Origin of the sequence: Pseudorhodoplanes sp., from assembly GCF_035565855.1 — a bacterium.
Classification (GTDB): Bacteria; Pseudomonadota; Alphaproteobacteria; order Rhizobiales; family Xanthobacteraceae; genus Pseudorhodoplanes.
Window position 1 is genome coordinate 1 of the sequence record NZ_DATMRX010000344.1, and the last position, 21,263, is coordinate 21,263.

At 63.3% G+C, this 21,263-nt stretch carries 20 protein-coding genes; 4 read left to right on the forward strand and 16 right to left on the reverse strand.

Going from position 1 to position 21,263, the window contains the following annotated elements:
- Positions 1-561, forward strand: a 561-nt coding sequence (locus VN004_RS19595; protein WP_325613706.1) for a VCBS repeat-containing protein, incomplete at its 5' end; no start/stop codon positions are given.
- A 90-nt stretch (positions 562-651) separates the two neighbouring features.
- On the opposite strand, the gene VN004_RS19600 is transcribed toward VN004_RS19595, so the two are convergent.
- Together VN004_RS19600 and VN004_RS19605 are read right to left on the reverse strand one after the other, a co-directional pair.
- A complete protein-coding gene (locus tag VN004_RS19600) occupies positions 652-1,845 on the reverse strand; it encodes an acyl-CoA dehydrogenase family protein (protein WP_325613708.1) in 1,194 nt (397 codons plus the stop codon).
- Between the two features lie 29 nt (positions 1,846-1,874).
- Positions 1,875-3,020, reverse strand: a complete 1,146-nt coding sequence (locus VN004_RS19605; protein WP_325613711.1) for a CoA transferase — start codon at positions 3,018-3,020, stop codon at positions 1,875-1,877.
- Positions 3,021-3,257: 237 nt separating this feature from the next.
- Here VN004_RS19605 and VN004_RS19610 point away from each other — a divergent pair, with 237 nt between their 5' ends.
- Positions 3,258-4,220: a tripartite tricarboxylate transporter substrate binding protein gene (locus VN004_RS19610; protein WP_325613714.1), complete on the forward strand. Its 963-nt coding sequence runs from the start codon at positions 3,258-3,260 to the stop codon at positions 4,218-4,220.
- A gap of 73 nt (positions 4,221-4,293) precedes the next feature.
- Here the strand turns inward: VN004_RS19610 and upp are convergent, their stop codons facing one another.
- From upp to VN004_RS19665, 11 genes are all read right to left on the reverse strand, one after another.
- Positions 4,294-4,923, reverse strand: a complete 630-nt coding sequence (gene upp / locus VN004_RS19615; protein ID WP_325613717.1) for a uracil phosphoribosyltransferase — start codon at positions 4,921-4,923, stop codon at positions 4,294-4,296.
- A gap of 18 nt (positions 4,924-4,941) precedes the next feature.
- Positions 4,942-6,174 carry a URC4/urg3 family protein gene (locus VN004_RS19620; protein ID WP_325613719.1) on the reverse strand — a complete coding sequence of 411 codons (1,233 nt, stop codon included), beginning with the start codon at positions 6,172-6,174 and terminating at the stop codon, positions 4,942-4,944.
- Positions 6,175-6,301: 127 nt separating this feature from the next.
- Entirely contained in the window at positions 6,302-7,558 is a 1,257-nt protein-coding gene (locus VN004_RS19625) for a GTP cyclohydrolase II (protein ID WP_325613722.1), read from the reverse strand.
- A 150-nt stretch (positions 7,559-7,708) separates the two neighbouring features.
- Positions 7,709-9,322 carry a choline dehydrogenase gene (locus tag VN004_RS19630; RefSeq protein ID WP_325613726.1) on the reverse strand — a complete coding sequence of 538 codons (1,614 nt, stop codon included), beginning with the start codon at positions 9,320-9,322 and terminating at the stop codon, positions 7,709-7,711.
- Positions 9,323-9,425: 103 nt separating this feature from the next.
- Complete coding sequence (locus VN004_RS19635; RefSeq protein WP_325613728.1) at positions 9,426-10,430, reverse strand: TRAP transporter substrate-binding protein; 1,005 nt, start codon at positions 10,428-10,430, stop codon at positions 9,426-9,428.
- An 18-nt stretch (positions 10,431-10,448) separates the two neighbouring features.
- The gene (locus VN004_RS19640) at positions 10,449-11,720 is read right to left on the reverse strand and encodes a TRAP transporter large permease (protein WP_325613732.1); all 1,272 of its coding nucleotides are present in this window, start codon (positions 11,718-11,720) and stop codon (positions 10,449-10,451) included.
- Positions 11,717-12,247 (reverse strand): TRAP transporter small permease, encoded by a 531-nt coding sequence (locus VN004_RS19645; protein ID WP_325613735.1) that lies wholly within the window; start codon positions 12,245-12,247, stop codon positions 11,717-11,719. Before VN004_RS19645 ends, VN004_RS19640 begins: the two co-directional genes overlap by 4 nt.
- 13 nt (positions 12,248-12,260) lie before the next feature.
- The gene (locus VN004_RS19650; protein WP_325613738.1) at positions 12,261-12,890 is read right to left on the reverse strand and encodes a glutathione S-transferase family protein; all 630 of its coding nucleotides are present in this window, start codon (positions 12,888-12,890) and stop codon (positions 12,261-12,263) included.
- Between the two features lie 234 nt (positions 12,891-13,124).
- Positions 13,125-13,529 (reverse strand): RidA family protein, encoded by a 405-nt coding sequence (locus VN004_RS19655; protein ID WP_325613740.1) that lies wholly within the window; start codon positions 13,527-13,529, stop codon positions 13,125-13,127.
- A gap of 11 nt (positions 13,530-13,540) precedes the next feature.
- Positions 13,541-14,671: a hypothetical protein gene (locus VN004_RS19660; protein WP_325613744.1), complete on the reverse strand. Its 1,131-nt coding sequence runs from the start codon at positions 14,669-14,671 to the stop codon at positions 13,541-13,543.
- A gap of 66 nt (positions 14,672-14,737) precedes the next feature.
- On the reverse strand, positions 14,738-15,892 hold the full coding sequence (locus VN004_RS19665) for a cupin domain-containing protein (RefSeq protein WP_325613747.1): 1,155 nt from the start codon (positions 15,890-15,892) through the stop codon (positions 14,738-14,740).
- 145 nt (positions 15,893-16,037) lie between these two features.
- On the opposite strand from VN004_RS19665, the gene VN004_RS19670 reads away from it, so the two are divergent.
- Positions 16,038-16,814, forward strand: coding sequence for a FadR/GntR family transcriptional regulator (locus VN004_RS19670; RefSeq protein ID WP_325613750.1), 777 nt, complete (start codon positions 16,038-16,040; stop codon positions 16,812-16,814).
- Positions 16,815-16,904: 90 nt separating this feature from the next.
- Here VN004_RS19670 and VN004_RS19675 read toward each other — a convergent pair whose 3' ends face one another.
- From VN004_RS19675 to VN004_RS19685, 3 genes are all read right to left on the reverse strand, one after another.
- Complete coding sequence (locus tag VN004_RS19675; protein ID WP_325613753.1) at positions 16,905-17,174, reverse strand: GIY-YIG nuclease family protein; 270 nt, start codon at positions 17,172-17,174, stop codon at positions 16,905-16,907.
- A 268-nt stretch (positions 17,175-17,442) separates the two neighbouring features.
- Positions 17,443-18,351: a 3-keto-5-aminohexanoate cleavage protein gene (locus tag VN004_RS19680; RefSeq protein WP_325613757.1), complete on the reverse strand. Its 909-nt coding sequence runs from the start codon at positions 18,349-18,351 to the stop codon at positions 17,443-17,445.
- A gap of 30 nt (positions 18,352-18,381) precedes the next feature.
- Positions 18,382-19,935, reverse strand: a complete 1,554-nt coding sequence (locus VN004_RS19685; RefSeq protein WP_325613760.1) for a class I adenylate-forming enzyme family protein — start codon at positions 19,933-19,935, stop codon at positions 18,382-18,384.
- 111 nt (positions 19,936-20,046) lie between these two features.
- Here VN004_RS19685 and VN004_RS19690 point away from each other — a divergent pair, with 111 nt between their 5' ends.
- Complete coding sequence (locus tag VN004_RS19690) at positions 20,047-21,183, forward strand: FAD-dependent monooxygenase (protein WP_325613764.1); 1,137 nt, start codon at positions 20,047-20,049, stop codon at positions 21,181-21,183.
- Positions 21,184-21,263: the final 80 nt, after the last annotated feature.

The following is a 21,263-nucleotide window of genomic DNA, read 5'->3' on the forward strand; positions in this document are numbered from 1 at the left end:
GGTGACGGCAAGGCCGAGGTGCTGTGGCACAATACAAGCGCCGGACAGGTTCAGATGTGGACCATGAACGGTGCTTCGCACACCACGACGAATGTCGGCACCATCGCGGCGGGCTGGACCATCCAGGACACCGCCGACTTCAACGGCGACGGCAAGGCCGATCTTCTGCTGCGCAATGGCAGCAACGTCGCAATGTGGCAGATGGACGGCGCGAAGGTCGGCCAGCGGTCGGACTACACGATGGGTGACGCCTTCCACTTTGCCGGGACCGGCGACTTCAACGGTGACGGCAAGGACGACATCCTCTGGCACAATGATGCAAACGGCCAGCTTGTGCTGTGGCAGATGAATGGCGCCAACATCCTGAGCAACACTAACGCTGGGTTTACGGCAAAGGGTTGGGACGTCGCTCAGGTCGGCGACTTCAACCATGACGGCAAGGCTGACCTGCTGCTGCAGAACGCGGCAACCGGTGCCGTCGCGGAATGGCAGATGAACGGCGATCAGATCCTGGCGCAAAAAGACCTGGGCATCGTCTCGACCGATTGGCACATCGTCTGAAGTCCGCACACTAAACGCGGACGACGGTTATCCCGGCTCTCCCCCGGCGTTCAGCCGGGGGCATTTCCGTGGTCTCCAGTCGCGCAGCGTTCAATACGACCGCGGCATGCCCAGCACATTCTGGCCGATATAGGCGAGGATCAGGTTGGTGGAAATCGGCGCGATCAGCGAGATGCGCGCGTCGCGCCACTTGCGCTCGACATCGAATTCGCGCGCCGCGGCGAACCCGCCATGGGTCTGCATGCAGGCTTCCGCCGCATGCCAGGCCGCTTCGCTGGCGAGGAGCTTCGCCATGTTCGCTTCCTCACCGCAGGGCTTGCCCGCCTCGAACAGCGCGCAGCCGGCCCGGATCATCAGGTCGGCCGCCTTCCACTCGGCATAGCAGCGCGCCAGCGGAAACTGGATGCCCTGGTTCTGGCCGATCGGGCGGCCGAACACCTCGCGCTCCTTGGAATAGGCCACGGCCTTGTTGATGAAGAAGCGGCAATCGCCGGAGGATTGCGAAGCGGCGACGAGGCGCTCGGAATTCATGCCGGTGAGGATGTAGCGAAAGCCCTGCCCTTCCTCGCCGATCAGATTCTCCACCGGCACTTCGAGATTGTCGAAGAACACCGCGTTGGTCTGGTGGTTGATCATGGTGTCGATGCGCTGCATCGACAGGCCCTTGCCGAGCGCATCCTTCACGTCGACCAGCAGCACTGACAAGCCTTCGGTGCGCTTCTTGACCTGATCGAGCGGCGTTGTGCGCACAAGCAGCGTCATCAGGTCGGATTTATGCGCGCGTGAGGTCCAGATCTTCTGGCCGTTGATGACGTAGCGGTCGCCCTTCTTCTCGGCTCTGGTCTTCAGCTTCAGCGTGTCGGAGCCCGTGGTCGGCTCGGTGACGCCGAAGGCCTGGTAGCGAATCTTGCCCGCCGCGATGCCCGGAAGATATTTGTTCTTCTGCTCTTCGCTGCCGTGCCGCAGCAGCATGCCCATCATGTACATCTGGGCATGGCCGGCATTGGCCTGGCAGCCATTGGCGTTGATCTCTTCGAGGATCGCGCAGCCTGCGCGCAACGGCAGGCCGGAGCCGCCATATTCCTCCGGGATCTGCGCGGCGAGATAGCCGGCGTCCGTCAGTTCCTGGATGAATTCTTCCGCATAGTCGTCGTTGTCTTCGAGCTTGCGCCAGTATTCACCCGGATATTTTTTGCAGATCGCGCGCACGCCTTCGCGGATCTCCGGATAATCCTCGCCAAGCGGCACTGACACGTCGAGCGCATCGGCGTTGATGGCATCCATGATGCGTTTTCCTTCTTGTTGTTGCGCGGTCAGGCGCGACGTGCGCCTTTGGGCAGCAGCACGTCGTTGTCCTCGGCAAGCGCAGGCGGATTCTTGCGGAATGCCGGCCGCTCGCCATCGAATTGCAACGGCAGGCCCATCAGCTGGAACTTGCCGTCGGCACTCGTCTGCAGCATTTCAACCGCCGCGGTCTGCGGGTGATTCAGAACTTCGTCGAGCGTCTGCAGCGGCGCGCATGGTACCGACACCGCAGCGAGCGTATCGATCCAATACTGACGCGGCTTTGTCCTGATCACGTCGGCGACCAGCGCATTGACCTTCACGCGATTGCGGACACGGTTCGAATTGGTGTTCATGTCAGGATCGTCCGCCCATTCCGGATGGCCCACGGCCTGCGAGAAGCGGCGAAACAGATTGTCGTTCGCCGCTGCGATCACCACCCAGCCGTCCGCCGCCTGATACGCCTTGTAGGGCGCCATCCCGCCATTCTCGGAGCCGACGCGCTTCGGCACGTTGCCGGAAGCGAGATACGCCGCCGTCGCCATGCACATCCACGACAAAGCGGTTTCGAACAGTGAGGTATTGACCTCGCAGCCCTCCCCGCTGTCCTTGCGGCGCAGAAGCGCCGAGAGAATCCCGATCACCGCCCACATGCCGGCCCCCTGATCAATGATCGAGGGGCCCGTGCGCACCGGCTCGGCGCCTTCATGGCCGGTCACGCTCATCAATCCGCCGAACGCCTGCAGCAGCGGGTCGTAGCCCGGCGTGTTCTTCAAAGGCCCCGCGGCGCCGAATGCGGTAAGATTGCAATAGATCAGCTGCGGGCTGTGCTTGCGCAGCGTCGCGGCATCGAGGCCATAGCGCTCCACGAGGCCCGGCCGCATATTCTGCACTACGACGTCGGCATGCTCGGTGATGTAGCGCCGCAGCGTTTCGCGCTCACCGTCATTCTTCAGATCGAGCGCGACCGAATATTTGTTGCGATTGATGGCTTGGAACATGCCGGCCGCGCCATGCAGGAAGGGCGGTCCCCAGTTGCGCGCGTCGTCGCCGCCCTGCGGGTTTTCGACCTTGATCACGGTCGCGCCGAGTTCGGCGAGTACGAGGCCGGCGATCGGCGCGGCGACGCTATGGCCGAGTTCGACGACGATGGTGTTGTCCAGCGGCAGCTGCATTTGGTCCGGTCCGTTATGCGCGGCGACCTAGAGGTCCCACGCGTTGCTATGTCAACAATATGTTTGACTGGTCAAACTTGGCGGCGACGGGCCTTTCACGGCCCGAAATGCGCGTAGCAAACGTCGAAAACAGATGTGAGCGGCAATCCTCGCGGTTTGACCGACACGCGTTGCGGCGGCCAAGATGCCGCTCAGCCAGGAGATGGCCGGATCAACCGGCCGCCACGGGGAGGAAGAATGACACGCTTTTTCGCATCGTTGATACTGACGGCTGTGCTGGCTGCTTCGGCCGTGCCGGCATCGGCCCAGACCTACCCGTCCGGCACCATTCGCATCCTGGTCGGTTTCGGCCCCGGCTCGACCGCCGACACGCTGGCCCGCCTCGTCGGCAAGCATATGGAACAGGTTTTCGGCCAGCCGGTCGTGGTCGAAAACCGGCCCGGCAATTCCTCGATGATCGCGGCGGAGACCGTCGCCCGCGCTGCACCCGACGGCTACACCTTGTTCATGGCGACGGTGGCGCAGACGCTCAATCCGGCGCAAACGAAATCCGGCTTCGACCTCGCCAGGCAGATGGTGCCGATCGCACTTCTCGGCGTCGTGCCGAACATGCTCGTCGCCCATCCCGATGTGCAGGTGAAAAGCGTCAAGGACCTTCTGGCGCTCGCCAAGGCCAAGCCCGAAAGCCTCACTTTCGGCACGTCCGGCGCAGGTACCGCGAGCCATCTTGCGGCGGAGCTGTTCAACCAGAAGGCCGGGACGAAGATCGTTGCGGTTCATTATCAGGGCGGCAGCAACCAGGCTCTGACCGATCTTCTCGCCGGCCGCATCACATTGATGTTCAACGTGGCGGCGACGCTCGCGCCGCATGTGAAAAACCAGAAGCTGAACGCGCTCGCCATGGCGCAGCCCAAGCGCGCCGGCATCATGCCGGATCTGCCGACCATGGACGAAGCCGGCATGCCCGGCTTTGACGTCGGCATCTGGATCGGCCTGCTCGCGCCCGCCGGCACGCCCGCGGATATCGTGGACAAGCTGTCGAAGGCTGCGAACGACGCGCTCAAGACCGAAGCGGTGATCAAGGCGATGCAGACTCAAGGCATCGACGCGCTCGGCGGCACGCCGAAAGAGTTCGAGGCTTTCATCCGCGCCGACAGCGACAAATGGATCGCGCTGCTTGCCGCGATGAAGAAGGACTAGCTCGCTCTGCTCTTTCGGGCCTCATCCTGAGGAGCACCGCGAACGCGGCGCGTCTCAAAGGGCGGGGTCGGTGTCACTTCGTCCCGTACATGCGGTCGCCGACATCGCCGACGCCCGGCACGATATAGCCCGATGCGTCGAGGTCGTTGTCGATTGCCGCGGTCCAGATATGCACATCCGGGTGATGCGCCTGGACCTTGTCGACGCCCTGCGGCGTCGCAAGCAGACACACGATGCGGACCGAGCGCGCACCCGCTTCCTTCAGTCGATCGACCGCGGCCACCGCGGAATTGCCGGTCGCCAGCATCGGATGCAGCACCAGCACGAGGCGCTCGGCGATATCCTCGGGCGCCTTGAAGAAATATTCGACGGCGACCAGCGTGCGCGGATCGCGATACAGCCCGATATGGGCGACGCGGGCGGCGGGCACGAGTTCGAGCATGCCTTCGAGGAATCCCATTCCCGCGCGCACGATCGGCGCCAGCACCAGCTTCTTGCCGGACAGGATCGGCGATCTCATCGGCGCGAACGGCGTTTCGATCTCGATCATTTCGAGCGGCAGGTCGCGCGTCACCTCGTAGCAAAGGAGGTTGCCGATCTCGCGAAACAGCTCGCGGAAGGCCTTGGTCGAGCGGTTCTTGTCGCGGAGCAGCGTCAGCTTGTGCTGGACCAATGGGTGATCGACGATTGTCACGCCGCGCATGGCGATGCCTCGAAATCTCTAAAACACCGTGCCGTCGCTGATAACATGAATCGGCGGCGCACCGTCCGGCCGCTTCTGTCTGGCGAGCCTGCGGCCGGCCGCCCAGGTGCCGCCTTCGAGGACGGCGCCGAGCGGAAATTCGGCCGCACTCACGCCGAGCGCCGCGCGCACCAACGGCGCAATGCGATCGAGCAGCGCGACCGTGAGCGCGCGCCATTCGACCACCAGCGGAGAGAAGACCTCATGGCCCAGCGTGACCATGGCCGGGTCACGCAGCACGATCACACCGGCATCTACGAACAGGCCCCCGTTGCGATACTCGGCGAGGCCGGTGAGCCCATCGAGATCGCTCACCGCAATCCCCGCTTCCTCGAGCGGCTCGATCAACGAATAGGTCAGCCATTGCGACAGCTTGTGGAACGGGATCAGGCCATTGGTCTCGTCATTGCGGATGATCGCGGGATGGCGCCAGGTGTCGCCGAGAGAGACGCCATCGAGCGCAATGCGGCCGGGCCAGATCGGACCAAGATATTGCAGAACGTTACGCAGGATCTCCGGCGCCGGCAGCTTTCGGCCGTCCGCGATGGCGGCGAGATGATCGAACAGACCGCCCGGCCGCGCGCGGTCATGCATGGCAAAGACTGCAGGCTGGTCCAGCACGGTCCGGCCGAGCCGCGCGATCAACGCCGCCCGGCCCTCGAGTCCCGTCAACGGATTGCCCTCGCCGACCTGAAAGCCGCGCGCGAGATCATCCGCGGTGAATGACGCAAGTTCGCTGGCGTCGGCGCGCAATGGGTCAAGCGGATCGGCCGAGAAATATCCGGCCTCGAACATGCGCAGGCTCGCAATGGCGAGCCCTTCGGACCGGGCGATCTGCAGTCCGGTCACGCCGTCACGATAGCGCCAGTTCGGTCCAGCGCCGGCGTCGAGCAGAACCGACACGATCGCGAGGTCGAACGCGGCGCGCGCTTTCTCCGCCGGATCCGTCCATTGACGCGCGGCGTCGAGTTGCGGCCACAGATCGACGCCCGAAAGCCGGAAATGCCGCCACCGCGCATGAAGTGGCACCTGCAGGCTCGGATAATTCTCGCGGATCACCTGCGCGACGAAATTCGCGGTGTCGCCGAGCTTGTCGAAATCGACCGTGACACTCGAAAGCTCATCGCGCTCGGCTGCCGCCATCATCTCGTGCGCGCGCTCGCGCACGGCGTGGGCGGAGAGCATGGCATCAACGGCCGCATTGGGCGTCATCACGCTCTCCGTTCGTCCCCGCGAAAGCGGGGACCCAGAATCCCGCGCGAGGCGCTGAAAGGAACACTGGATTCCCGCTTTCGCGGGAATGAGCGGAGATTGGGGTCATCGCGCCAAAACAATCCGCTCAGAAATCCTGCAGGTCGCGGCCGACGGTCGCGCGCAGATCCGCTTCAGTCGGCGCGCCCTCCGGCGTGAAATAACCCGCAGCCTTCTTCGCTTCCATTTCGACCTTGGCGTCGTCGGGAATCATCTCGTCCGGTATCGGGATGCGTTCGACAATGTCGATCCCGGCGCCGGTGATCGCGTCGTATTTCATGTTGGACATCGATACGAAGCGATCGATCTTGGTGATGCCGAGCCATTGCAGCACATCCGGCATCAACTGCTGGAAACGCGCATCCTGCACGCCTGCAACGCATTCGGTGCGTTCGAAATAGGTGGCCGCCTGATCGCCGCCGGGCTGACGCTTTCGCGCGTTGTAGACGAGGAATTTCGTGACCTCGCCGAGCGCGCGGCCTTCCTTGCGGTTATAGACGACGAGGCCGACGCCGCCATTCTGGGCCGAGCGGATCGCTTCGGCGATGCCGTGAATGAGATAAGGCCGGCACGTACAGATGTCGGATCCGAACACGTCGGACCCGTTGCATTCGTCGTGCACGCGGCAAGCCAGATGCTTCTTCGGATCGCCCAAAGCCGCCGGATCGCCGAAGATGTAGAGCGTGATGCCGCCGATCGGCGGCAGAAATACCGAAAGATCCGGCCGCGTCACCAGCTCGGGATACATGCCGCCGGTCTGCTCGAAGAGCGTGCGGCGCAGCTTGTCCTCGGTCGTGCCGAAGCGCTCGGCGATGCCGGGAAGATACCAGACCGGGTCGATCGCCGCCTTGGTCACCGCAACGTCGTGCGCACCATGAACAAGATCGCCGTCGACCTTGATGAAGCCGGTGTCGAAGAAATGCTTCAGCTCGGGCAGCGTCAGCCGCGCCTTGGTGATCGCGATGGTCGGCCGGATGTCGACGCCCTCGGCGATTTCCTTGCGGAAATCCTCGGCGACGCGGTGACCCCACGGGTCGAGCGAGACGATGCGCGCGGGATCGGCCCATTGCGGATACGGGCCGATATCGACCACAGGCAGGGTGTCGGTGAGATCGGGCCGCACGATCGGGTTGAGTGCGCCGGACGACACCGCAAGCGCCCGATACAGGGCATAGGAGCCGCCATGCGCGCCGATCGCGTTGCGATCCGGTCCGGCATTGATGGTGCCAATCACGGGGCCGCGTTCGCGCGCCGTCGGAGCGCCCCAGCGGATCGGGAAACGTCCCGGCGCGCGGTGCCCGGGATGCGAGGTGAGACGGATATGACCGTCCCTGTTCGTGGACATGACTTGCCCCACAAAAGCAAAAAGCCCTCGTCCGGCAGCGCCGGAGGGAGTGGCTTCAAAAAGCAAAGATAACGGCAGGTTGTGGTTTCGGCAAGAGGGGGTGTGGCCGGGCCGCCCTCCCCCCGTGGCCGGCCGGCCTGACCAAGCGGCCTAAAGCCGCCCGCGGATCAGGTCAGCGGCGCGTTCGGCGATCATGATGACCGCGGCGTTGATGTTGGCGCCGATAATGTCGGGGAAGACCGAAGCGTCAATGACGCGCAGGTTTTCCGCACCCCTCACCTTCAGCTCCGGATCGACGACCGCCATCGCGTCGCCGTCCGGGCCCATCTTGCAGGTGCCGCACGGGTGATGCGTCGTCACCACGCTTTTGCGGATGAAGGCCTCGAATTCGGCGTCGGACCTCACATTCGGTCCCGGCATGATCTGCCGCGAGACGAACGGCTTGAGCGCGGGCTGCTGCACCACCTCGCCAAAGAGCGAAACCGCGGCCTTCAGCGTCTGCCAGTCGCCGTCAGTCGCGAGCAGGTTCTGCTGGATCCGCGGCGGCGCGAATGGATCGGCGGACGCAAGCGCGATGCGGCCGCGGCTTTCCGGGCGCAGCACCACGATGCGGCAGGCGAACGTGTCTTCGAATGCCGGTTTGAACGGCGGCAGATAAGGCGCCGCGCCGAGCGGGCCGGCAATGAACAGAAGTTGCGCGTCGGGCAACTGGTTGGCGCGCGGCGTCTTGAGAAAGCCGATCAGGCCGCCCGGCAGATCGGTGGTGAAGCCGGTGCCGAACAATGCGCCCTGTGCAAGCGACAGCGCAATCCGATCGAGCCGCAGATTCTTCTGCACCGGACCGCCGCCATTGCGGCCGTAGATGATCAGTGCGGCGACATGGTCCTGCAAATTCTTGCCGACGCCGGGCAGCGGGATATTGACGGGGATTCCATGTGAGGCAAGTTCATCGGGCGCACCGACCCCCGACAGCATCAACAATTGCGGTGAATTGATCGTGCCGCCGCACAGCAAGATCTCCTTTGCGGCGCGCGCGATCCTGGTTTCGCCGCGTCGCCGGTACTCCACACCGACCGCGCGCGTTCCTTCGAAGATGATGCGGGACGACTGCGCATTGACTTCGACGGTGAGATTGTTGCGCGCCAGCGCCGGCCGCAGATAGGCGACCGACGTGCTGCAGCGGCGACCGTTACGGATGGTCGCCTGCATCCGCGAGAAGCCATATTGCTCCTCGGCATTGTAGTCCGGATTGAACGGATGACCCGCCTGTCCCGCCGCTTCGATATAGGCGTCGACGAGCGGATCGCTGTAGCGCGAGCGGCGCGTGGTCAGGGGCCCTGAACCGCCGCGATATTCGTTCTCGCCGCCTTCCCAGCTCTCCTGCTTCTTGAAGTAAGGCAGCACCTCGCGATAGGACCAGCCCCGCGCGCCTTTTTCGGACCAGCGGTCGAAATCGCCGCGGTTGCCGCGCACATACGCCATCGCGTTGATGGACGAGGAGCCACCGATCACCTTGCCGCGCGCGACTTCCATCTTGCGGTTGCCGGCAAAGGGCTCGGGCTCGGTGTCGTAATGCCAGTCGAACTGGCGCTCCTGGTAGACCTTGCCCCAGCCGAGCGGGATCTTCAGCCAGAAGCCATCGTCCCATGGTCCAGCTTCGAGCAGCAGAACGCGATTATTTGCGTCCTCGGTCAGCCGCGCCGCAAGCGTGCAGCCGGCCGAGCCTGCACCGACGATGACATAGTCGTATTCGGAGGTGGTCATTGATCTCGCCCCAATCTCCGTTCGCTCCCGCGCAAGCGGGAGCCCAGTTTCGTGGCACTGGGTCCGCGCTGTCGCGGGGGAACGAACGGAGTTGGATAACTCCTTACTTCGGCGCCTTGGCGTCGACGACTTTCTTCAGAATGTCGAACTCCTTCTTCACCACGGGATTGGCATCGACAATCTTGGTTCCGAGAGCGACGAAGTCCTTCATCATCTTATCCTGCTCGGCCGCCGGCAGCTTCAGGATTTCACCCTTGTTGGCCAACCAGGCGTCGTTCGACTTCTTGTTGTTATCGAGCACCCACGGGAATGCCTTCTGCTCCGCCTCGCGGCCGGCGGCGCGGATCGCCTCCTGCACCTCCTTCGGCTGCGCCTTGAACCAGTTATCGTTCACCAGCGCGACCGACAGGATGTAGGAGAACTCGAGGTCGGTGACGTATTTGGCCACGTCGTAATACTTGAACGCGGTCAGGATCGGCATGCCGGCGAGCATGCCGTCGAGGCCACCCGACTGAAGCTGCGGGATGACTTCCGAGAGCGCGAGCGGGGTCGGGATGACGCCGATCGACTTCATCGGCTCAACCTGCAGGGGCGACGCGAAGGTGCGGACCTTCTTGCCCTTCATGTCTTCGATCTTCGAGGCCGGCGTTTTCAACAGGATCACGGTCGGCGAGTTGTAGATCGCGCCAATGACCCGCAGGCCCTTGTCGAGGAACATGGTCTCGAGGTGATCGCGATAGGCCGGGTCCTGGATCGTCGCATATTGATGCTGCGGCGAACGGAACAGTCCCGGCACCTCGAAGATCTGGAAGCGCGGATCGAGATTCGTCACGAACGAGGTCGGCGTGATGAATGACTCGATGGTGCCGAGCGACACGCCTTCCGCCATGCGCGGAATGGCGCCGAGCTGGCTTGCCGGATAGATGCCCATCTTCAGCTTGTCGCCGATGCGGGCCTTCACGCCCTCGACGAACAGCTTCTGCCATTCATGCTGCCCATCGTTGATGGTCGCGCTCGCGAGCTTCATCTCCTGCGCCGCCGCGGGCAAGGAGACGCTGAGCGCTGCGGCGATCGCCGCAGCGAATATCCGGTGTCGAGGCATTTGCATCGTGTTTCTCCCAGTTTTTCAGATCGAACGCGTCAGAACGAGCGACAAATCCGGCCAATAGGTGATGATGAGAAGGGCCACGATCTGCACGACCGCGAACGGCAGCACACCGCGATAAATGGTCTCGAGCGGCACGCCGAGCACCGAACGGGCGACGAAGATGTTCAGGCCAAAGGGCGGCGTGAACATCCCGATCGCGAGGTTGGCCGTCATGACGATACCGAAATGGATCGGATCGACGCCGACCGACTTGACCAGCGGCATCAGGAGCGGCGTCAGCACCAGGATGGCGGAGGTCGGATCGAGGAAGCAGCCGATGATCAACAGGATGATGTTGATCGTCATCAGGAACATCCAGGGCGCAAGCTGCATCGATTGCAACCACTCGGTCATCGCCCGTGGAACGCCGCTGATCGTGAGGATCCAGGAGAACAAGGCCGCGGTCGCGACGATCACGAGGATCTGCGCGGTCAGCATGGCGGCGCGTGCGGCGGCCTCGAGCACTTCGCCCCACGACATGCTCCGATACACATATCGTCCGACAATCATGGCATAGAGGCAGGCAAACCCGCCGGCCTCGGTCGGCGACGCATAGCCGAAATAGATGACGCCGAGCACGAAGGCCGGCATGAACAAAGCGGGCAACGCTCCCCAGCTTGTGCAGAGAAACTGGCGAAGGTCGAACTTCCCGGACCGCGGGATGTCCATCTGCACGGCGCGCACCACGACGAACGCGGCCATCATCAGCGCGATCAGGAGACCGGGCAGCACGCCCGCGACAAACAGTTTCGGGATCGATTGCTCGGCCGCTGCGCCATAAAGGATCATGGCGATGCTGGGCGGGATCAGGATGTCGATCGCGCCGCTGGAGCTCACAAGACCCGAGGCGAAGCGCGGTCCATAGCCGTCACGGATCAGCCCCGGATAGAGCGACTTGCCGACCGCCGCGACCGTCGCGACGCTCGCGCCCGATATCGCACCGATCAGCGTCGAGGCGCCGACGGTGGCAACCCCGAGCGAGCCGGGCACGCGACCGATCAACGCCAGCACCCAGACGATCAGACGGTCGGCGATGCCCGCCGCCCCCATCAGCTCGCCGGCAAAAATGAAAAACGGAATCGCGAGCAGCGCATAATTCTCGAGCCCGCCGAACATGATCTGATGGATCGCGACCGGCGAGACCGTCAGGAAGGACAGGAAGGTGAGGATCGCCCCGGTCAGAAGCAGGACGAATATCGGCGTGCCGATGACAAGCAGCGAAATGGGTATCGCGCCAAGCGTCCAGATCATGAGCGGCCACCCCGATGGTGGGCGAGGCCGCGAATATCGCTGACGACGATGAGGGCTGCGATCACTGCGGTGCCGGCAAAACCGACCAGCAGCGCCGCATGCGGGATCAGCATCGGCATGCCCAGCGCCATGCTGGTTTGACCGCTCGCGGTCACCCGCTGAATGAAGCCGAAGGATTGCACGGCCGCATAGGCGCAGGCCGCCGTCATTACTGTGTGGGTGATGATCGAGAGCACATAGCGCGCGCGGGTGCCAACGCGCGCCGTCAGGATTTCGAGCGCGATGTGACTGCGATCGGCTGTGACCAGCATCATCCCGATCATGACCATCCAGATCATGCCGAAGACCAGCACCTCGTCGACACCGATCACCACCCGGCCGGTGGCGCGCGCCACAGCATTGCCGACGTTGAGAAGGACAAGGCCGATCAGCACAAGCCCGAGTAGAGCCCGCACCGCAGACAGCGCCGCGCGGGCCAGGCCTGAGCCGCCCTCAGGCTGAGCGTCGACCTCGTCCTCGATGGTCATGCCAGGTCCGGACCTAGGCCGCCGTGTTCAGCGCCGACGGCTTGGCGCCGGATGCCACGGCGAAGGCCGGGCGGGCCTCCATCGACTTGATCCAGCGGGTCAGCTCCGGAAGGTCCGGCTTCTCGATCGGGAATTCAAGGCAGCGCTTGACGATCGGCGCGAGCGCAATGTCGGCCAGCGTCATCCGGTCGAGCGCGAAGAATTGCTTGCCGGCGATATGGCCTTCAAGAATCTTGAGCTGAGCGATCAGATCGGCGCATTGCGCGGCGAAATCGGCCGCCCGCTTGTCGGGTTCGTTTTTCGAATCCTTGAACACGGCGACGTAGGGCGTGTTGAGCGACGCAAGCAGCCAGTCCATCCAGCGCTCGACATAGCTTTTCTCGGCCGGCGTCGATCCGGTCAAGGACGGCTTATGCAGCGCGGCGAGGTAACGCAGGATGCTGTGGCTTTCCCAGATCACGGTGTCGCCGTCGATCAGTGTCGGCACTTTCGAATTCGGATTGAGCTTCTTGTATTCGGGCGTCTGGGTATTGTTGAACTGCCGCCCGTAATCCTCACGTTGGTACTTCACGCCCATTTCCTCGAGCCCGAAAAGCACCTTCTGAACATTTCCGGACGTCTGACGTCCCAGCAACTTGATCACGCGAACTCCTCCTTGTTGAGCTGTGATACGGCACCGCAATGTTTGCTCCGCTGCGCGCGTGACGCGAAGAGCAGCAATCCGGCGCCTCCGGTCAGGTCAGGGCCTTGCACCGATACGCCATCACGATCGACGGCAAGCCCTTTGCAACATCATCCTATCGTCCTGCCCAATTCTGAACCCCAACGCAACGCGCCACACAAGGCAGAACCGGGCCGCTTCCGCGAAACGCCGGTATTACTTCGGCAGCGGCTTGTAAACGATGCACTCGATCTCGATCTTGGTGTTGATGACAGCCCGCGCCTCAACGGTCGTGCGGGCGAGGATGGCGTCCTTGAACATCTCGCCGAAGACCTTGTTGTAGCGGCCGAAGTCACGGACGTCCTGAAGATACGTCGTTGCGCGAACCACGTCGGCGAGCGTCGCGCCTTCCTGCGCGATGATGCGCTCGATGGTCTGGATCGTGGCGCGGGTCTCCTCCTCGATCGAGCCGTGGATCATGTTGTTGTCGGCATCTTTCGCCACCTGACCCGACACGAAGATGTAATCGCCGGCGCGCACCGCCGGATGAAACGGCAGGTTCGGATTCTTCTTGCCGATGGGATAGACATCGGCGCGCTTTTGCTTGGTTACGTCGTCCATGGCGTTTCCGATCAAGAAAAGGCACTGGTTTCGATGATGTCGACGCCATTCACGCGATCGACGAGATAGATGAGCCCACGGTCGTCCACGGTCACGTCGTTCGATGAGGGGCGCTCGGCGCCGGGCGCGGCATCGGGCATGTAATAGCCGACCTCGCGCGGCGCGTAAGGATCGGCGAAGTCGACCAGCCGCAAACCCTGCGCGAACCAGGCAAACGGTATGACGGTGCCGTGGAAGCGCTCGGACGGCTGATGGCAGCCGGTCATCGGCGGCTGGGGCGCGCCGTCGACATCGAGGCCGGGCACCTGCCAGGTCGCGATCGAGACCGGCATCTGCTCGTTGGTGATGTCGTAAACCCACACGAAGCTCGGCGCGGCCGGCCAGAGCTTCGCAACGTCCTCGTCGGCGACGACCATGACGTCGCGTCCGCGCAGCTTTTGCGGAATGCGAAGGCAAGTATGCGTCGGGTGCGGATAGACCGGCGAGGTGTTTACGCCGGAAATCGCCTTCGGCTTCGACATGTCCGAAATGTCGAGGATGAAGAAGCCGTGGTGCCAGTAGCTGACATAGAGCCGGTCCCCGACCCGCAGCGGATGGTGGCAGCGCGGCGGCACCCAATTGTCCCACGGATATTGCTCGCCGCCGCCGACCCATTGGCCGGGGATCCACCAGCGCCCGACTTCCTGCGGCTTTGCCGGATCGGCGAGGTCGAGGATCATGCAGATATTGCCCACATAGCCCTCGACCGTCGGCGAGATATAGGCGTAGCGGCCATCGAAATCGAAGCGATGCACGCCGCCGCCCTTGGTGAGCCATTTGGTGATGAGCTTGGGCTCCGACGGCTTCGACACGTCGTAGATCGCAAGCCCGCCGCCGAACTCGTCCGGCCCGGCCTTCCCGAACTTTTCGTGGTTCACGACCATCACGCCGTTGGACACGCGCACCTTGTGCGAATGCCAGCCTTCAGGGACCTCAATGGTCGCCAGATGCTTCGGATTGGCGGGATCCCTGACGTCGACGATGGTCGTGCCAGAGGTCGGCCGCTGGTGTCCGACATACATGATGCCGTCTTCGACCCAGACCTGGCCGCCACCGGGACAATCAAAATGGGAAACGAGGGTCGTATTGGAACGCGACAGCAAAGCACACCCGATCAATTACGCGAAAGGCCCCGCCTTTTATCGGCGGGGCCATGCAAGTCAAAGGGGTCAAACCAGCGCGACAACCTCGTCGCTCGCGGTGCGGCCCCACTTCTTGTAGAGGTCAAGCGACTTCAGCACCGGCTCGTCGCTGGCGACGAACAGGACCACTGGATCCTTGTCCGAGGTGTTCACGTGCTGGCACCACGAACCGCCCGGCACCGCCAGGGTGTCGAACTGCTTCCAGTCGAACCGCTGGCCGTCCACGATCGAATAGCCCTGCCCTTCGAACGGCGCGACCAGCAGGTTGGCGGTCTGCCGCAGCGGCAGCGTCTTTTCGCCGGGACGCAGCATCTGCGCGAAGTAGGTCATGGTCTTGAACACCGGCCGGCCGGTGGTCGGGTCGACATATTCGACCATCAGCGCTTCGTAAGGATCGCCGTCCCAGTCCTTATGACGCTCGAGCAATTCGCGCATCATGTCCCAGCGATAGACGAACATCGGCGAAGAATAGCCGGCGCCACGCTTTTCCTTGCTGGCGAAGCGCGGCATCAGGCCGCCATAGCCATAGATGCGCTGCGAATAGTCCGGCGTGAAGCGCTCGCTCTGCTGCTTCTTGTGGACCATCTTGCCGTTCTCTTCTTCCATGTAGTTATGGTCGAAGTGCACGGCGTTCAGGGTCTCGACCAGGGGGAAGTCGAGAACGGAGAGGTTCAGCGCCTGCTCGTCGCCGACCGTCCCGTGGTTGTGCCAGGTGTCGTTCGGCGTCAGCACCATGTCGCCCGGCCCGAATACGATGTTCTCGCCGTCGACGCCGGTGAAGTTGCCCTTGCCCTTGAGCCCGAAGCGAATCGCGTTCGGCGAGTGCTTGTGCGGGGGCATGATCTCGTTCGCGTCGTTCAGGCGATACGCGGTGTACATCGTCGACACCGTCGCGCGCTTCGGCGCAAGACCCGGATTCATCAGGACCAGCGAGCGGCGCTCGGAGTCCTCCATTTTGATCAGCTCGACCGCGCGGTCCAGAATTGGTTCAATGTCTTCCGCGCATCGCCAGAGATAGGGCACGGCCTTCTGCGGCGCCATCAGGACGCGGTCCTCGTCGTTGGCGACGTCCTTGGTCTGCGCCCAATACGGAAACATGTTTTTCGCCGCAACATCCTCGTACAGCGCTTTCAGGGCAGTATCGCGGTTCGGCAGGCGTTGCACATTCGCGGGTGGGGTCATGGCATTCTCCGCATTTCAGTTCGCAGTGTTGGGCCAAAAGCTAACAAAGCTGGTTCGCCCGTCAATTCTGTAGGTCGTACCAGTTTGCAAAAATGGTCCGCATTGGTTAGGCTGTGAACGTCAAAAGTCACATCGGAGCGCGCCCGTGAGCGACGTGTCGGAGGCAACCCCAACCACTCTCGTGACCCGTCGTGTCGTGCCGTGCGAGGACAGCGCCGTCGCGGATTATCGCGAGGCGGCCGAACGCATCCGCGCGATGATCGATGGCGGACGGTTGCGCGGCCCCGGACGGCTCGGCGCCGGGCGGTTGCCATCCGAGCGTGAACTCGCCGAGGAATTCGGGATCAGCCGCCGCGTATTGCGGCAGGCACTTGGCTTGCTCGAGGCCGAGGGCCGCATCAGCCGACAGCATGGCCGTGGAACCTTTGCCACCGATGCGCGGCATGCGACGGAAAGTCTGGTCCAGGAAATGTCGCGGCTGACCAATCCGGTCGATACGCTGGAGGCCCGTCTGGCGATCGAACCGATGCAGGCGCGGCTTGCCGCGTTACGCGCGACAAGCGGCGATATCGACCGCCTGTTCGAGGCGGCCGATGCGAGCCGCGACGCCAAGGATCCGTTGTCCTACGAAAAGGCGGACGCCGCCTTTCATCGCCGCATTGCCGCGGCCGCACGCAATCCGCTGCTGATCGCGATTTTCGACGCCGTGCTGGAATCCGCGCTCGACAGCAAGTGGCGGCATGGACGCGAGACTGCGCATTGCATCAACAATCAGGCGGCGTATGCCGCCGATCACCGCAAGATCGCGATCGCCATCGCGGATCGCAATGCCGCAGCGGCGGAAGCCGCGATGCGCGCACATCTCACGGGCGTGCAGAAACGGCTGATCGAACACGCCTTCCCTGGCGCCGCGGCGGAGTAATTCATCGGCCTCATCCTGAGGAGCGCCGAAGGCGCGTCTCGAAGGATGGGACCGCCCTCTCCTTCGAGACGCCTTGCTTCGCAAGGCTCCTCAGGATGAGGACGGATTTGGCGCGGCGATTTTGGCCAGCAATTCTTTTCGAAACTTGCGGTCGCGCTTGAGATGCCACTCGCGGCTCATCGCCGCTTCGCGCGTGTCGAAAGTCTCCGTATGCAGCAACGACCAGACGCGCCCGCGCGTCGTGCGCGCGCCGGTCCCGGCATTATGCTGGGCCAGGCGACGCTCGAGGTCGAGCGTCCAGCCGACATAGGAGATCGGGCCACGCGGCGTATGAGCGCCGAGGATGTAGACGAAGGGCATGCTTGATTTCGACTCGCGCCAAGAATGCCTGGCGAGTCTAACTGAGTCTTAAACGCTTCTGCACATTCGGCTCACCTCCCCCTGAAAGGGGAGGTCGACGGCCAAAGCGAAGCGGAGACGGTCGGGTGGGGGTCCGTTTACCGCACATGCAGACCCCTCACCCACCCCTCCCTCTTTCAGGGAGAGGGAGCAAAAAAGCGCCCCGCCGCTCTGCCCGCCCTCGTCCTTCGAGATCGCTTCGCTCCTCAGGATGAGGGCGGATCGGCGACTACGCCGCACTCTTCGACTTGAGTTGCGGCAGGCCGATAATGGCGCGCGCTTCGGCGGGCGTCGCCGGCTCAAGGCCGAATTCGCGGATGATGCGAACGATCCGCTCGACCAGCTCGACATTGTTGGCGAGGCGTCCCTTCGAATAATACAGATTGTCCTCAAGCCCGACGCGGACATGCCCGCCGAGCAGCAGCGACTGCACCGCCGCGTTGAGCTGCGCGATACCGACCGCGCTGACATTGAAGATCGCGCCTTCCGGCATCAGCTCGACCATCTGCTGTAGAATCTTCGGCGTATAGGGCATCGCGCCCTGGAAGCCGCGATGCACGTTCAGCACGAAATTCACGAAATACGGCTTCGAATCGAGCCCGGCATCGAGGCAGGCCTGCACGTCCTGCAACAGATGGGTCGGCGAGAACACCTCCCATTCCGGCTTGATGCCGCGCTTTTGCATCTCGCGCGCCAGGAACTTGCAGCGCTCCGGCGACGTATTCATCAGGATCTCGCGGCCTTCAAAGGTCGCGATGATGGTGGTCGGGTCGAGCGTGCACATTTCCGCGCCCGCCTCCATGCCCTTCAGGCGCTCCTCCCAGATGATTTCGGGATAGCCGTTCGGGCCCTGACGCACCATGTCGCCATTGATGCCGCCGCCGGTCGAATTGTTGATGATGATGTCGCATTTCTCGCGAATGCGCGCATTGATGTCGCGGTAGATGTCGGGATTGCAGGTCGCAAGGTCGTCCGGACGGCGCGCATGGACGGCGACGAGGCTCGCGCCGGCATTGTAGCAGCGATAGACGTCGTCGGCGATTTCCTGCGGCTGAGTCGGGAGGTTGGGGTTCTGCGCCTTGCTCGCCATGCCGCCGGTCGGCGCGATCGTAACGATCACCTTGCCTGTCGTATTCATGTTGTCTTCTCCCTTACCTAGCGGTTCATGTCATTGCACCGCGTTGCGATAGGTTTCTCGCAACACCTTGCGCAGCACCTTGCCGGCCGCATTCTTCGGCAGGCTGTCGGTGACGAAAATCTCCTTGGGGCATTTGTAGCCGGCGAGCTTCTGCTTCGTGCGCGCAAGCAGCGCGGCCGCATCGATCGGCTCTGCGCGCGGCACGACCGCCGCGACCACCTTCTGCACCCAGCGGTCGTCAGGCAGATCGAACACCGCGACTTCGCGAATGTCCTCATCCTGCAGAAGGATTTCCTCCACCTCGCGCGGATAGACGTTCTCGCCGCCGCTGACGATCATGTCGCTCTTGCGGTCGAGGATATAAAGATAGCCTTCCTCGTCGATGCGGCCGAGATCTCCGGTATGCAGCCATCCGTCGGTGATCGCGGCGGCGGTCGCTTCCGGATTGCGCCAGTAGCGCGCCATGGTCGCCGGACTCCTGACGAGGATTTCGCCGATGCCGTCGTCCTCGGCATTGCCGGAGGGCGCGAGCTTCACCGCGACATTGTTGAGCGGCCGCCCGCAGGCAAGCAGCAAGTCCTCGCGGCCGGCGCGCGCCCTCCGGTGATCGTCGGGGGTCAGGCACGTGACCGTGCCCGCTTCCGTCGAGCCATAGCCTTGCGCGAAGTCGCAGGCGAAGGTCGCGGTCGCGCGTTTCAGCGTCTCGGTCGGCATCGATGACGCGGCATAGAACATCATGCGCAGCGCCGAAAGATCGAACGATCCGATATTCGGCTGGTCCAGCAGCGCATGGATCATCGTCGGCACGAGATGCGTGTTGGTGACGCGGTGCCGCGACAGCAGCGTCAGCACGCCCTGCGGATCGAATTGCGGCATGATCACCGTGGTGCAACCCGCCGCAAAGCTGGGGAAGAGGTGGTACCACATGCCGCCGACATGGAAGAACGGCATCGGCGCCAGCGTCACATCCGCATCGGTGTAGTGAAACATCTGCGCGATCGCGCCCGCGCAATTGAGCAGCAATCCGCGATGGGTGAGTTCCGCGCCCTTTGGAATCCCCGTGGTGCCGCTGGTATAGAGAAGACACGCGGTCGCCTCCGGCGATACCGCAATGCCGGACGGCGCGGCAGAGCCGGATGCCAGCACCCCGTCATAGCCTTCGAAGCCGTCCACCCCGCCATCGAGCGCAAGAAACAGCTTCACGAATGGCAGCGCGGAGCGCAGTTCCTCGATCACCGGGATGAAGGACGGATCGACGATCAGCGCCGCGGGTTCGGCATTCGTCAGCACGATCTGCAATTCGCGCGGCGTCAGGCGCCAGTTGAGCGGCAGCGCGATCAGCCCCGCCCCGCTGACCCCGTAGCCCTCGACATATTCGATGCGATTCCGCGACAGGATGCCGACCCTATCGCCGGGCTGGAGGCCGCGTGCCAAAAGCGCGTTGCCAAGCCGGGTCGCGCGCTCGTACATCTCTGCGAAGGAACGCGAGCGGCCATCCGGCATGATGAAGGCCGGCTTGTCGCCGTAATGCGCGGCGTTCAGGCGATAGACGTCGCCGATTACCTCAAACGCAAGGTCCGCCACCTACTCCTCCCGGCCGCGCGCGGGTTTCACCCCACGTCCATACTGTTTAGTATGGACTTCCGATCCATCATTTGTCAATTTGGACAAGCGTTCAATACACCGGGGTTGAACATGCGGATCGTGATCGTGGGCGCGGGGCCAGCCGGGCTCTACCTTTCGTTGCTCCTCAGGCGCAGCGGGCTCGATTTCGCCGTACAGGTCATCGAGCAGAATGCTCCCGATTCCACCTTCGGTTTCGGCGTGGTGTTCGCAGAGGATGCGCTGGAGTTCCTCAAGGAGGACGACCCTGCGATCTTCAACGCGATCACGCCGGAGCTCGAACGCTGGAGCGGGATTGCGATCCATCACCGCGGCGAGCGCGTGATGCTCGACGGCATCGGCTTCACCGCCATCTCCCGGCTGCAGCTCTTGCAACTCCTGCAACAACAGGCGCGCCGCGAGAAAATCGACATCACATTCAACCGCCCCGTCACCGACCTTGCGGAATTCGCCGACGCCGACCTGATCGTCGGCGCAGACGGCGTGACGTCGCTCGTGCGCAGGTCCGACGAAGCGGCGTTCGGTACCAACATTTCCCATCTGACCAATCGCTTCGCCTGGTTCGGCACGACCAAGGTCTTCGACACCCTGAGTCAGACCTTCCTTCAAAGCCCGCACGGTCCGATCAACGCGCACCATTACCGGTATTCGAAGACGATGAGCACGTTCCTCGTCGAATGCAGCGCGGCCACATTCGTCGCCGCGGGGTTCGACAGGATGAGCGAGGATGAGTCCCGATCGGTGCTGGAAGGCATCTTTGCGGAGACCCTCGACGGCCACAAGCTGATCTCCAACCGCTCGATCTGGCGGCAATTTCCCATCGTCCAGAACGAACGCTGGTTCACCGGCAACAAGGTGATCCTCGGCGACGCCCTGCATACCGCGCATTTTTCCATCGGATCGGGTACGCGGCTCGCAATCGAGGACGCGATCGCGCTGGCACGCGCCATTCGCACACATCCGCGGGACATGCCGGCTGCGCTCGCGGCCTATCAGGCGCAGCGAAAACCGATCCTCGACAAGCTCGTCAACGCCGCCAATGCCAGCGCGCAGTGGTACGAGAATTTCGGCCAGCACATGGAGCTGCCGCCCTACGACTTCGCGATGTCCTATCTCTCGCGCACGGGACGCATGGACATCGAGCGGATCCGCAAGATTGCGCCGAAATTCGTGGCCGAGTGGGAGCGGCGCAAGACCGCCTCCGCATAACGCCACCGCTCACGGCCTCATGGTGAGGAGCATTGCCAAAGGGTCCGCGCGTAGCGCGGCCCGATGATAAACTCAGCAAT